This is a genomic window from Micromonospora sp. NPDC000207 (genome assembly GCF_040300925.1).
GTDB lineage: Bacteria > Actinomycetota > Actinomycetes > Mycobacteriales > Micromonosporaceae > Micromonospora.
In genome coordinates, this window is record NZ_JBEPEQ010000026.1 from 1 (window position 1) to 12,805 (window position 12,805).

General features: G+C 71.5%; 12 protein-coding genes and 1 pseudogene. 3 read left to right on the forward strand and 10 right to left on the reverse strand.

Annotation, left to right across the window (positions count from 1 at the left end; translation table 11 throughout):
- Window positions 1-2,488 (reverse strand): chromosome segregation protein SMC (smc, locus tag ABT336_RS09045; RefSeq protein WP_350895979.1); only part of this gene is annotated, 2,488 nt, incomplete at its 3' end.
- Between the two features lie 274 nt (window positions 2,489-2,762).
- Entirely contained in the window at window positions 2,763-2,957 is a 195-nt protein-coding gene (locus ABT336_RS09050; protein ID WP_350895980.1) for a hypothetical protein, read from the reverse strand.
- Window positions 2,958-3,325: 368 nt separating this feature from the next.
- On the opposite strand from ABT336_RS09050, the gene ABT336_RS09055 reads away from it, so the two are divergent.
- Together ABT336_RS09055 and ABT336_RS09060 are read left to right on the forward strand one after the other, a co-directional pair.
- On the forward strand, window positions 3,326-4,402 hold the full coding sequence (locus tag ABT336_RS09055; RefSeq protein WP_350895981.1) for a CAP domain-containing protein: 1,077 nt from the start codon (window positions 3,326-3,328) through the stop codon (window positions 4,400-4,402).
- 128 nt (window positions 4,403-4,530) lie between these two features.
- A complete protein-coding gene (locus ABT336_RS09060; protein WP_350895982.1) occupies window positions 4,531-5,361 on the forward strand; it encodes an endo alpha-1,4 polygalactosaminidase in 831 nt (276 codons plus the stop codon).
- 51 nt (window positions 5,362-5,412) lie between these two features.
- Here the strand turns inward: ABT336_RS09060 and mutM are convergent, their stop codons facing one another.
- The 8 genes and pseudogenes from mutM to rsmD form a co-directional block, all read right to left on the reverse strand.
- On the reverse strand, window positions 5,413-6,273 hold the full coding sequence (gene mutM, locus ABT336_RS09065; protein ID WP_350895983.1) for a bifunctional DNA-formamidopyrimidine glycosylase/DNA-(apurinic or apyrimidinic site) lyase: 861 nt from the start codon (window positions 6,271-6,273) through the stop codon (window positions 5,413-5,415).
- Between the two features lie 187 nt (window positions 6,274-6,460).
- Window positions 6,461-7,213, reverse strand: a pseudogene (rnc, locus tag ABT336_RS09070) (ribonuclease III); the annotation flags it as partial.
- Window positions 7,210-8,196: a phosphate acyltransferase PlsX gene (locus tag ABT336_RS09075; protein WP_350896030.1), complete on the reverse strand. Its 987-nt coding sequence runs from the start codon at window positions 8,194-8,196 to the stop codon at window positions 7,210-7,212. The gene ABT336_RS09075 and the pseudogene rnc, both read right to left, overlap by 4 nt.
- Before the next feature lie 114 nt (window positions 8,197-8,310).
- Entirely contained in the window at window positions 8,311-8,484 is a 174-nt protein-coding gene (rpmF, locus tag ABT336_RS09080; RefSeq protein WP_350895984.1) for a 50S ribosomal protein L32, read from the reverse strand.
- A gap of 5 nt (window positions 8,485-8,489) precedes the next feature.
- Window positions 8,490-9,053 (reverse strand): YceD family protein, encoded by a 564-nt coding sequence (locus tag ABT336_RS09085; protein ID WP_350895985.1) that lies wholly within the window; start codon window positions 9,051-9,053, stop codon window positions 8,490-8,492.
- Window positions 9,054-9,163: 110 nt separating this feature from the next.
- Complete coding sequence (locus ABT336_RS09090) at window positions 9,164-9,661, reverse strand: SPFH domain-containing protein (protein ID WP_350895986.1); 498 nt, start codon at window positions 9,659-9,661, stop codon at window positions 9,164-9,166.
- Window positions 9,662-9,832: 171 nt separating this feature from the next.
- The gene (gene coaD / locus ABT336_RS09095) at window positions 9,833-10,321 is read right to left on the reverse strand and encodes a pantetheine-phosphate adenylyltransferase (RefSeq protein ID WP_350895987.1); all 489 of its coding nucleotides are present in this window, start codon (window positions 10,319-10,321) and stop codon (window positions 9,833-9,835) included.
- Window positions 10,318-10,881: a 16S rRNA (guanine(966)-N(2))-methyltransferase RsmD gene (gene rsmD, locus ABT336_RS09100; protein ID WP_350895988.1), complete on the reverse strand. Its 564-nt coding sequence runs from the start codon at window positions 10,879-10,881 to the stop codon at window positions 10,318-10,320. The genes coaD and rsmD overlap by 4 nt, the downstream gene beginning before the upstream one ends.
- Window positions 10,882-11,224: 343 nt before the next feature.
- Between rsmD and ABT336_RS09105 the strand changes: the two genes are divergently transcribed.
- Window positions 11,225-12,499: a hypothetical protein gene (locus tag ABT336_RS09105; protein WP_350895989.1), complete on the forward strand. Its 1,275-nt coding sequence runs from the start codon at window positions 11,225-11,227 to the stop codon at window positions 12,497-12,499.
- Window positions 12,500-12,805: the final 306 nt, after the last annotated feature.

Genomic DNA, 12,805 nt, shown 5'->3' on the forward strand with positions numbered 1-12,805 from the left:
CCCGTTCGGCGGTGGCCTGCCGACGCAGCGAGTCGGCCCGACCGGCGATCGACGAGACCCGCTCCTCGGCGGTCCGGACCGCCAGCCGGACCTCCATCTCGTTCTGTCGGGCCTGCGGCACCAGGGCGGCGAGCTGGTCACGCTCCGCACTGGACGGCTCGGCGTCGAACGGGGTGGCCTCGGCCAGGCGCAGCCGCTCCACCAGCTCGGCCAGGGCGGTGAGGTCCCGTTCCCGGGCGGCCTCGGCACGGGACCGGGACTCACCGAGCCGGTCCGTCTCCGCCTTCGCCGACCTGGCCGCCGCCCCCAACTCGGCCAACCGCCTGGCGGCGGCGTTGCGGTGACTCTCCGCCTCCCGACGGGCGGCGGCGGCGTGCTGCACCGCCTCCTTGGCCACCGCCACCTCGGCCCGTGCCTCGACCAGTCGCTCCCGCAGCCCGGTGGCGGTCTCCTCGGCGGCGAGCCGGTTCGTCCGGGCCTCCTCAACGGCGGCTGTCACCTCGATGAAGCTGGGGGCCTTGGCCGACCCGCCGGCCGCCGCGTACGCCCCGACCACGTCCCCCTCGGGGGTGACGGCCCGCAGCTCCGGCTCGGCGGCGACCAGGTCGGCGGCGGCGGCGAGGTCGTCGACGACCACCACGTCACGCAGCGCCCGGTGCACCGCCGCGCGCACCTCGTCACCACACTCGACGAGGTCGGGAGCCCAGCGGGCGTGTGCGGGCAGGGTCGGACGCAGGGCGTCGGCCGACCCCTGCATTCCCGGTCCGGGCGGGCTGCCCACCAGCAGACCGGCCCGGCCCGCGTCGGAGATCTTCAGCAGGCGCATCGCCTCGACAGCCTCGTCCACCCCGCTGACAGCCACCGCGTCGGCCAGGCCGCCGAGCGCGGCGGCGAGCGCCGCCTCGTGACCGGGTGTGACTGTCAGCAGGTCGGAGAGGCTGCCGAGCAGGCCGGGCACCTTCTCGGCGCGGGTCAACAGCGCCCCGGCACCGTCCTTGCGGCGCAGCCCGATGGCGAGCGCCTCCTCCCTGGCCTGCCAGGTGGCAGCGTCCTTCTCCGCGGCGCGTTCGGCGTCGACGAGGGAACGGACGGCGGCCTGCGCCGCCTCCTGCCCGGTGACCGCCTCGGCGTGCCGGGCGTCGAGGTCGGCGTTGTCCCGGTCGGCCTCGGTGGACTGTTCGGCCACCGCGTCCACCTCGGCCTGGGCGAGCTCGGCGCGGGCCATCGCGTCGGCGTGCGCGGCGGCGAGCCGTTCGATCTCCTCCCCGGCGCTGGTGGAGCGGGCCCGAGCCGAGTTGACCTGCCCGGTCAGCTTGGCCAACCCCTCCCGCCGGTCGGCGATCGCCTTGGCAGCGGCGACCAGTTCCCGTTCGGCGGCGGCGAGCTGCCGTTCCAACTCCTGCCGGTGCTCCACCGCTTCGGCGAGCCGGATCTGGTCGTCGGTGAGCGCCGCCCGCAGCTCCTCCTCCTGCTCACCGACCCGGTCGGCCTCGGCCTCCAACTGGTCGGGGTCGCGGCCGGGCCGCTCGTCGTCGCCGGTGGCGCTGAGGTGGCGCAGCCGTTCCAACGCCAACTGCTCGATGGATCGGAACCGTTCGGCTAGCGCGGAGAGCTTGTACCAGGTGTCCTGCGCGGCGGCGAGCAGCGGGGCGTCCTCGGCGAGGACCGCCTCCAACTCACCGAGCCGCCCCTGCACCTGCGCGTGTTCGGCCTCCACCTCGTGGCGCCGTTCCCGGACCGCCGTCTCGTCGGCGATCTCGCGGTCCAGGGTGTTACGGAGGGTGAACAGGTCGTCGGCGAGGAGCCGGAGCCGGGAGTCCCGAAGGTTCGCCTGGATCGCGGCGGCCCGCCGGGCCACCTCGGCCTGCCGTCCCAACGGCTTGAGCTGGCGACGGAGTTCGGTGGTGAGGTCGGTCAGCCGGTTGAGGTTGGTCTGCATCGCGTCGAGCTTGCGCAGCGCCTTCTCCTTGCGCTTGCGATGCTTGAGGACCCCGGCGGCCTCCTCGATGAACGCCCGCCGATCCTCCGGCTTGGCGTGCAGCATGCCGTCGAGCCGGCCCTGCCCGACGATGATGTGCATCTCCCGGCCGATGCCGGAGTCACTGAGCAGCTCCTGGATGTCGAGCAGCCGGCACGAGTCGCCGTTGATCTCGTACTCGCTCTCGCCGGAGCGGTACATCCGACGGGTGATCGACACCTCGGTGTACTCGATGGGCAGGGCCCCGTCGGTGTTGTCGATGGTCAGGGTGACCTCGGCCCGCCCGAGCGGCGCCCGTCCGGCGGTGCCGGCGAAGATGACGTCCTCCATCTTGCCGCCGCGCAGCGCCTTGGCGCCCTGCTCACCCAGCACCCAGGCGATGGCGTCGACGACGTTCGACTTGCCGGAACCGTTCGGGCCCACCACGCAGGTGATCCCGGGTTCCAGCTTGAACGTCGTCGCGGAGGCGAAGGACTTGAACCCCTTCACCGTCAGGCTCTTGAGATGCACCTTCTCGATCCTCGTCCGGTGGCCGCCGTACCGCCGCTGGCTGCGCGGACCTGGTGAACCCGCAGACTAACCCGCCGGGACGGGCGTCGGAGCACGCGACCCGCCCCGGTCACCGAGGCGGCCTCGGGAAGGACCGGGAACTGCGGCACGTAACGGCGAGAGTGACCACGGCCACAAGATCAGGAAATGCGGGTGCACAAAAGGCTGCGCGCCGGAACAGAAGTGTCCGGCGCGCTTTTTCGTGTTCAGCGATTCAGTTTTCCGGCCCTGAAGATCAGGTCAACGCCGGTTCGGCCAGCCGAAGGAGGTCGTCCGCCTCCGACGCAGCCGCCGCGAGCCGATCGTTCTCGGCGCGCAGGCGCGTGATCTCGAACTCCATTGCCTGAACCCTGGCACGCAAACGGGTGACCTCGTCGAGCAGGCGCCGATCGGGCGCTGCACCTACGTGGCCGTAGAGGGCCTTCGCCATGCTGACTCCTTGATATGCGCTGCCGGAAAGGCCGGCCAACGCGCGCCCACGTGTTCGCGACTACCATCCCCTGCGATAAGCGGGCACGGCCGGGCGCGACTGGCGACCCCTACATATTGAGCCGAAACCGCGTCCTCGTCAAGTTCTCGCAGGCCGTAGATCATCTCCACGTCGACCGGGCCACTCGCCGAGGGCTGCCACAAGGCTCGGACACGCTCTGTCCGGACACATTTACTGTACGCCATAGTTCCGGAACGGAGTACGCGCGGAAGCGAGTTCGTCTTAACTCTTTCTTAGCCACATTGCTCCCCCAGACCCCCTCACGTAGCGTCACCACCGCCCGGAACCGAACCCTGGAGGCAGACGGCGTGTACGGCTGGACCGACCCGATGGACCCGGACCCCTCCCCGCGGCGTGAGGACACGCCGACCGGCGAACCGGCCTGGCTGACCGACCGGCCCGAGCCCCGATCGAGTTACCTGTTCGGCGACGAGTCCGAGGAGCCGACCCGGTACGAACGCCCGGCCGCCACCGCCGGCACGACCGGTCGGTTGCCTGTCGTACCGGCGGGGGACCCTGCCGAACCGGTGGTCGAGCGGGCCGCACCCCACCCCGCCCCGCAGGACCGCACGACGGACCGGCCGCCGGTCCGAGGCGAGGGACGTCACCGTCCGCCCCGCCGACTGCCGCGTCCGGTCCTGATCGGCGGTACGGCCGCCGCCGCCACCCTCGCGGTGAGCCTGGGCGTAGGCGCCCTGCTGCTGCCCGGAGACGACACCCCGGCCGCCTTCACCGGCGCCACCGACGAACCCAGTGCCGTCGCCCCGCTGGTGGACGAGACGCTCGACGCCGCCGCCCCGAGCAGCACCCCGTCGGCCTCACCCACCCCGTCGACCTCCCCGTCGCCGACGGCCTCCCCCTCCCCGTCCCGGGCGACGCCGTCACCGAGCCGTACCACCAGCTCGCCGACCCCGGACCCGCAGCGGAACACCTCCGCCCCGTCCCGGCGGATCGAGCGCAGCAGCTCCCCGACCCAGGCCGCCCCCCAGGTCGCCGGAACCACAGGCAGTCAGGCCCAGCAGGTGGTGAACATCGTCAACGCCGAACGGGCCAAGGCCGGGTGCGGCGCGGTGCAGATCGACGACAAGCTGACCACCGCGGCCCAGCGGCACAGCCAGGACCAGGCCGACACCCAGAACATGTCGCACACCGGCAGTGACGGCAGCAACGTCGGCGAACGGCTCGACCGGGTCGGCTACGTGTGGCGCACCTACGGCGAGAACGTCGCGTGGAACCAGCGGACGCCGGAAGCGGTGATGGACGCCTGGATGAACAGCCCCGGACACCGGGCGAACATCCTCAACTGCGCGTTCACCGAGATCGGCGTCGGCATCGCCACCGGCAACGGGCCGTACTGGACGCAGAAGTTCGCCGCTCCCCGCTGAGCGGACCGCTCGGTGCCCCACCGGGCACGTCGTACCCGTGCCGTCGGTCGTTCCACCTGATGAGGTGAGCCGGCGGCACGGCGTACCCCGGTCGTCGACGCCGCCACGGCACGGACCGGGAGCTGCCGATGCGCGACGGGGCCGGACCATCCGCAGGTCGCCGGGGACGTCGGGGACTGCCGGTCGTCGTCGTGCTCCTGCTCCTGGCCGGGTGCCAGTCCGCACCCCAGCGCCCGCCGCCGACCAGCCCCTGGCCTCCCGGGGTGACCCGGCACTGGCAGTGGCAGTGGCAGCTCACCGGCCCCCTCGACCTGACAGTCGAGGCGCAGGTCTTCCTGCTTGACCCGGTGCGGACCACCGCCGCCGAGACCGCCCGGCTCCGGGACCTGGGCCGCCGACTGGTCTGTCAGGTGAGCGTCGGTTCGTACGTCACCACCGACCCCGACGAGGGCCGGTTCCCGATCGAGGTACGCGGACGCCCGGGGGTACGCCCCGACACCTACTGGTTGGACGTCCGCAGGTGGGACGAGCTGCGGCCGGTCCTGGCCGACAGGTTCCGGCTCTGCCGGGGCAAGGGCTTCACCGCCGTACTGCTCACCGACGCCGACGGTTACACCCGCTACACGGGCTTCCCGGTCAGCTTCGACGACCAGCTGCTGTTCAACCGGCGCGTCGCCGACCTGGCCCGCTCGCTGGGCCTCTCCCCCGGGCTGCGGGGCAGCCTCCCGCAGGTGGCGGCGCTGGCCCCGGACTTCGACTTCGCCGTCGACGAGGAGTGTGTCAGGCTGCGCCAGTGCGACAGGTTGCTGCCGTTCACCGACGCCGGCAAGCCGGTCTTCCACGTCGAGTACGCGGGCAGCACCACCGACTTCTGCGTGACGAGCGTCGGCTACGGCTTCACCTCGATGCGCAAGGAACGGGTGCTCGACGCCTGGCGGGTCCCCTGCCCGGTCGCCTGAACCCTTACCCGTCCCCGGCGTCGGCCTCGTGATCGGTCGACCGGGACCCGGTCAGCGGGTGGTGAGCAGTGCCCGGGGACGCGGCTGGCACCGGGGGCAGCTGTACGACGACCGGTTCATGAACGCCTCCCGGCGGATCGGCGTACCGCACCTGTCGCACGGCTCGCCCTCCCGGCCGTAGACGTGCAACGCCCTGTCGAAGTAGCCGCTCTCCCCGTTGACGTTGACGTACAGCGCGTCGAAGCTGGTCCCCCCGGCTGCGATCGCCTCGCCGAGGACGTCCCGGACGTGACCGAGCAGCCGGGACACCGCCGGCCCGGACAGGGCGTCGGTGGGCCGGACCCCGTGCAGCTTCGCCCGCCAGAGCGCCTCGTCGGCATAGATGTTGCCGACCCCGGAGATCAGGGTCTGGTCCAGCAGTGCCCGCTTCACCTCGGTCCGCCGCCGACGCAGCGCCGTGGCGAACCCGGCGGCGGAGAAATCCGGGTCCATCGGATCCCGGGCGATGTGCGCGATCTCCTTCGGAAGTTCCGCGCCACCTGCGGAGACCGCCAGCCCGCCGAAGGTCCGCTGGTCGACGAAGCGGAGCTGCGCCCCGTCGTCGGCGAAACGGAACCGGACCCGCAGGTGCGGCTCGTCGGCGGCCTCCGCCGGTTGCAGCAGCAGCTGACCGGACATCCCCAGGTGTCCGACGATCGCGTCACCGCTGTCCAGCGGCAGCCAGAGGTACTTCCCGCGTCGCCGGACGTCGAGCACCGTCCGGCCGACCAGGACCTCCGCGAAGTGCCCCCCACCTGGCAGGTGTCGACGCACCGCCCGAGGGTGGCGTACCTCGACGGCGGCGATCCGACGGCCTGTCACCCACCGGTCCAGCCCCTGCCGGACCGTCTCGACCTCGGGCAGCTCAGGCACGTCGCTCCCCGGCGACCTGCGGGTCCGTCCCGAGGCCACCGTCGGTCAGAGCCGCGGAGTCGCCCACCTGGGCGGAGTCGCCCACCTGGGCGGGCTCGGACGCCTGGGCGGAGTCGACCCGAGCTGCGGAGTCGGATTCCCCCTCGGAGCCGGACGCCTGGGCGGAGTCGGACCCCTCGACGGGCCCGGACGCCTGGGCGGAGTCGGACTCCTCCGCCTGGCGGGCCGCCTCGGCCTGCTCGTCGAGGATCCGCCAGGCCGACTCGGCGGCCCGCTGCTCGGCCTCCTTCTTGCTCCGCCCCTCGGCACCCCCGTACCGGTTCCCGGCCACCACCACCCAGGCGGTGAACGTCTTCAGGTGGTCAGGGCCGGTGCCCTCGATCCGGTACTCCGGAACCCCGAGCCCGAGCGCCGCCGTCAACTCCTGGAGGCTGGTCTTCCAGTCCAGGGCCGCGCCCCGGCCTGCCGACTCGGCCATCAACGGGTCGAAGAGCCGGTGGATCGCGATCGCCGCCGTGTCCAGGCCGTACTGGAGGTAGATCGCCCCCAGCAGCGCCTCCAGGGTGTCGGCGAGGATGCTCGCCTTGTCCCGGCCGCCGGTGGTCTCCTCGCCCTTGCCGAGCAGCAGGTAGGCGCCGAGGCCGTCCGGCCCGAGCCCCCGGGCCACCTCGGCCAGCGCCCGCATGTTGACCACGCTGGCCCGCAGCTTCGCCAACTGCCCCTCTGGCAGGTCCGGGTGGTTGTGGAACAGGGCGGTGGTGATGACCACCCCGAGCACCGAGTCACCGAGGAACTCCAGTCGCTCGTTGGTCGGCAACCCGCCGTTCTCGTAGGCGTACGACCTGTGGGTCAGCGCACGCTCAAGCAGGTCGGGGTCGAGGGCGACGCCGAACGCGGCTTCCAGATGGCCGACGGAAGCCCGTCGCTTGTCCTTGGTCATGATGCGGTTACCTCGGTGTCGGTGGTGCGGTCGGTACGGTCGTCCGGCTCGCCACCGGTGAGCAGCGCGGAGACCCTTTCGATGGCGCGACGGCGCCACAGGTGGACGGCGAGGGCGAGGCCGGAGGCGACGTCGGCGGCCTGTGCGGCACCGTGGCAGACCACCACCGTGCCGGAGACGCCGAGCAGGGCGGCCGCCCGGGGCGCGCCGACGCCGGCCGGTGCCCCGCCGGCCATCGCGTACGCGCCCTCGATCGCCTTGAGCAGGACGTTACCGGTGAAGCCGTCGGTGACCACGACGTCGGCGCGGGCGCCGAGCGTCACGTCGTACCCCTCGACGAGACCGACGTACCGGGCATCGCAGGGCAGTGGACCGACGGAGAGCAGTGGGTCGGCGGCTCGACGGGCCCGGTCGCCCTTGCCGGCCTCGGTGCCGACCGAGAGCAGTCCGATCCGGGGAGCGACGATCCCGTGCGCCACCGCCGCGAAGGCGGCCCCGAGCACCGCGTGTCGGGACAGGGTGGCCGGGTGCGCCTCCAGGGCTCCGCCGACGTCGAGCAGGACCACCGGTCCCGCCACCGCCGGCAGGGTCGCCACCAGCGCGGGCTGGCGTACCCCGGGCCACCGGCCGAGGCCGAGCGCTGCGGCGGTGACCGTCGCCCCGGTGGAGCCGGCGGAGACCATCGCGTCGGCGTAGCCGTTCCGCACGGCCGCCACGGCCGCACGGATGGTGCTGTGACCACGGGCCCGGACCGGGTGCTCGGACATCGCGACGACGTCGCGGACCGGCCGAACCGTGATCCGGGAACTCTGGACCGGGTCGAGGGCACCCAGCAGGTCGGCCGCGGTCTCAGCCGGGCCGACGAGAAGCAGGTGCAGGTCAGGGTCGGCACGCATGGCCAGCAGAGCGCCGTCAACCACGACGTCGGGAGCGTCGTCCCCGCCGAGGAGGTCAACGGCGATCCGCACGGTGCCCGGTGTCACCGGATCACTGGCCGGAGCGGGCCGGTCAGTGTCGGCGGACACCGGGTCACCGGGCGATCGCCAGGTTGCACGCGCCACCCGACCACGGGTCGGGGGCGTCACGCGGCGTCCGGGTCAGACGTCGATGACCTGGCGGCCGTTGTAGGTGCCACAGACGGAGCAGGCAGTGTGCGGCAGCTTCGCCGACTTGCACTGCGGGCAAGCCACGGTCGCCACCGCGACAGCCTTCCAGTTCGCCCGACGGGAGCGGGTGTTGCTGCGCGACATCTTGCGCTTCGGGACGGCCACGGTTCTTACTCCTCTTTACGGGTCAGTTGCGACAGGCCCGCCCAACGCGGGTCGATCTGCTGGTGACTGTGGTCGGCCGGCAACTCGTCCAGGGGCGTCCCGCAGTCGGGGCACAGCCCAGGGCAGTCCTGGCGGCAGGTCGGGTTGGTCGGCAGGGTGAGCACCAACGCGTCCCGAACCACCGGCTCCAGGTCGATCAGGTCTCCCTGCAACCGACCCACCTCATCCTCTTCGGTCGTGGCGTCCGTGGTGCTGTCCTCGTACGCGTACAGCTCCTGGACGGTCACGGTCACCGTGTCGTCGATCTCGCGCAGGCAACGACCGCACTCGCCCCGGACGGGACCGCTGACGGTCCCGGTGACGAGCACGCCCTCCGAGACGGACGTCATCCTCAGGTCGAGGTCGAGGTCCGCGCCCTCCGGCACGCTGATCAGCTCCACACCGAGGTCCGCCGGTGCCGGGGCGACCCGTTCGACCGTACGCGACACGCCAGGCCGACGTGGCAGGTCCCTCGTGTCGAGGACCAGCGGCGACCTGGGATCGAGTGTGTTCGACGAGTGCTTGGGCATAGTTAGACTCCGACCGGTGAGAGGCCGACAAATGAGGTTACCTGGGCGACCGGCCGACAGTCGAACCGGGGGCCGGGACCGAGGGTCGGTCCGCAGGTCGCCGACCCTGCTCAGAACGAGAGGGGACGCTCGGTCTCCTCTCCCCCGAAGGTGCCGATCTCGCGCAGCGCGTGCATCTTGTCCCGGCCCCGCTCGATCGAGGCGAGGGCCCGGGTGAGGAACTGCTCGAAGTTGGCCAGGGCGGTGTCGACGTAGTCGTCCACCTCCTGGCGCAGGCGTTGCGCCTCGGCCCGGGACTCGGCGACGATCCGGGCCCCCTCGTGCTCGGCGGAGACGGTGATCTCGTTGACCGACACGAGCCGGGCGTGTTCCGCCTCACCCTCGCTGATGATCCGGTCCGCCTCGCGCTTGCCCGCCTCCATGATCTTGTCCCGCTCCTCCAGCAGGGCGGCGGCGCGACGCAGGTCGGCGGGGAGTTCGACACGCAGCTCGTCGAGCGCGGCGATCATCTCACCCCGGTCCACCATGCAGTTGTTCCGGGACATGGGGACGGACCGTGCCGTCTCCACCAGGGCGATCAGTTCGTCGATGCGGTCGAGCGGGTCCACCGGTACCTCACTCCTGTCGTTCGTCGGCCGACCTACATGATGCGGGCTGCGGCCGTCCTCCCGCTGCACCATGATGTCGCGCACCGGCCACTCGCGTCCGTTCCCCCCGGCCCGGCGCGTCGCGTCGCGGGCCGGTTCGTCGCGGGACGGCCGGACCCCGCCCGTAGGACGTCAGTCGCGGACGGAGGGGTCCAGGCGGGAGCGCAGCGCCTCCCGGACCACGTCGGGTACGTGCGAGGTGACGTCCCCGCCCCACTTGGCCACGTCCTTGACCAGGCTGGAGGAGAGGAACGAGTAGAGGGGGTTCGTCGGCATGAAGAGGGTCTCCACCCCGGCCAGACCGATGTTCATGTGGGCCATCTGCAACTCGTAGTCGAAGTCGCTGATCGCCCGCAGCCCCTTGACCAGGACACTCGCCTGCTGGGCCCGGCAGAAGTCGACGAGCAGCCCCCGGAACGACTCGACCCGGACGTTGTCGTACGACGAGGTCACCTGGCGGAGCATGTCGATGCGTTCCTCGACGGTGAACAGCGAGGTCTTCGACTGGTTGATGGTGACCACCACGATCACCTCGTCGAAGAGTCGACTGGCCCGCCCGACGATGTCGAGGTGCCCGTTGGTGACCGGGTCGAAAGAGCCGGGGCATACCGCACGTCTCATGATCGGCGACCGTACCAAAGTGTGGTCTCGCCGTAGCGGCGACTGCGGGTGCAGGTGACACCTTCCACCCAGGTGAAGGGGGCGGATCGGCTCGACCGCTCGACCACCACGAGGGCGTCGGCGGTCAACCAGTCCCCCTCGACCAGGGCGGCCAGCATCGCCGTCACCTCCTCCTCCGACACGGCGTACGGCGGGTCGGCGAAGACCACGTCGTAGGGGCCGCCGTCGGGACCCGCCGCCAGGACGGTGGCGACCCGACCGGTGACCAGCCGGGCGGCGGGGGCGGCCCGCAGGGTGGCGATGTTCTCCCGGACGACCCGGGCGGCGCGCGGGTCGGACTCGACAAGCAGCACGTGCTCGGCCCCCCGGGAGAGCGCCTCCAGGCCGACCGCGCCGGAGCCGGCGAAGAGGTCGGCGAAGCGGGCCCCGACCAGGTCCACTTCGGCCTGGACGGCACTGAACAGGGCTTCGCGCACCCGATCCGAGGTGGGGCGGGTTCCCCCACCGGGGGGCGCGGCGATCCGCCGCCCGCCGAGCGTTCCGGCCACGATCCGGGTCACCGACACCTCCTGCGTACCGCCGTCGTCACGTCCGTCGCACCGACGCTCTCACAGTCAGCGACGGTACGCCGACAGCCACCCCCTCGACCCGCACGGTCCGTATCCATTATCTCGACAATGTCTCACTTTCCGTATATCAATGATCTCAGATCGATAACATGACGCTTGTCAGTGTCAGTGGGCTGTTTCGTACCGGTTGCCCCGACTAGGGTCCTGACCGGTGCCGGCGGTGGTTCGCCGGCCCGGCGCCGGGGAGGCATCACTGCGGACCGCGCCGACGTTCGGCCGCGACTCCCGCCGCCCCGCGCTGCACCCCTGCTCGCCCCTCACCCCGGGAGTACGTGTGATCCGTCCCCCGCTGTCGCTGCGACGGTCGCTTGCCGTCGTCGCCGCCTCGATGCTCGGCTTCACGGCCGTCATGGGCGCCTCGCCCGCCAGCGCCGAAACTCCGACGCCGGTACCGCCGTCGCCGTCGGTGAGCCCGTCCGGCGAGACCACCCCGCCCCCGGGACCTCAGTGCGTCAGCGCCGAGGATGCCCGCTACACCCACGAGTTCGACGGACCGAAGGGTGAAGCCTCGATCACCCTGACCAACGGCCCGCTCTGCGAGGGTCAGGAGCAGGCCGTCGCTCTGGTGTCCTACCTGGCTCCGTCGGCGCGCTTCGCCACCCCGCAGTACCTGTTCGACAAGTCGGTCAAGGCGTTCGCCGGCATCGGCGAGGGCAAGCTCCAGCAGGCCAAGCTGGAGTTCAAGGTCGAGGTTCCCGCCTGCTTCACCCAGGTCGACTTCGTCTTCGGCGACGAGATCATCGACCCGCTGACCGAGAAGAGCGCCCGCTACGGCGACCGCAAGATCGGCAGCAAGTCCGGCGTCGGCGCGAAGTCGAAGGGCCCGTCGGCCTGGTACAACGGCGGCAAGGACACCTGCGTCGCTGCTCCCGCCGTCGAGCCCACCTTCGACTGCGAGGGCAGCGTCACCCTGACCCTGGCCAACCGGGGCAACATCAAGACCACGTTCACCATCACCGCCAGCGGCGAGTACCGCGAGGAGGTGTCCGTGCCCGCCGGTGAGCTGGTCAAGCACAAGCTCGACGCGGCGAACTCGCGCGACATCACCGTCGAGGCCAAGGGCATGGAGCCCTTCAAGGGCGGCCACGAGCAGCCGGAGGACTGCAAGAAGCCGGAGGTCGGGATCCCCGACGGCAGCTACCACTCCACCTGCGACGAGATGATCTTCGAGATCAAGAACCCGGCCGACGGCAAGACCCTGAACTCGACCTTCACCCCGAGCAAGGGCGAGGCCAAGACCGTGACGGTCGAGCCGGGCAAGACCAAGAAGGTCACCTTCGAGGCCGGCAAGGGCTTCACCGTCACCGTCACCGGTGACCTCGACTCCGGCGGCCCGCTCAAGTGGAGCGAGCCGAAGGAGTGCGACAAGGGCAAGGACAAGGACGAGCCGAAGGACGAGGAAGGCGGCTCCGGCGGCGGCGAGGAAGAGGGCCTGCCGGTGACCGGTGCGGCTGCCGGCGGCATCGCCGCGGGTGCGGTCGCGCTGCTCGGCCTGGGCGCGGTGCTCTTCGTCATGGCCCGACGTCGTCGGGTGCACTTCACGGCCTGATAGATCCGTACGTCAGCGAAGAACCCGAGGGCGAGTCGACCGACCGGTCGACTCGCCCTCGGCGTCTCTCCGTCCGGTCGCCACCGGGCGCCCGCATCGACCTCGACACCGTCCGGTCAGGACACCACCCCGACCGAACGCGCGGTGAACTGGAAGAACCCTGAAGATCCATCGCCGACGGGACCGCCGGGATGACCCACTGGTGACCGCCGGGTCACCACAGGTTCGACCAAGATCACGGATAGGTCACAGATTCCTTAGCCCAGCCTGAAGATGTAGCGCGTTCGCGATCGATCGGTACAGTCA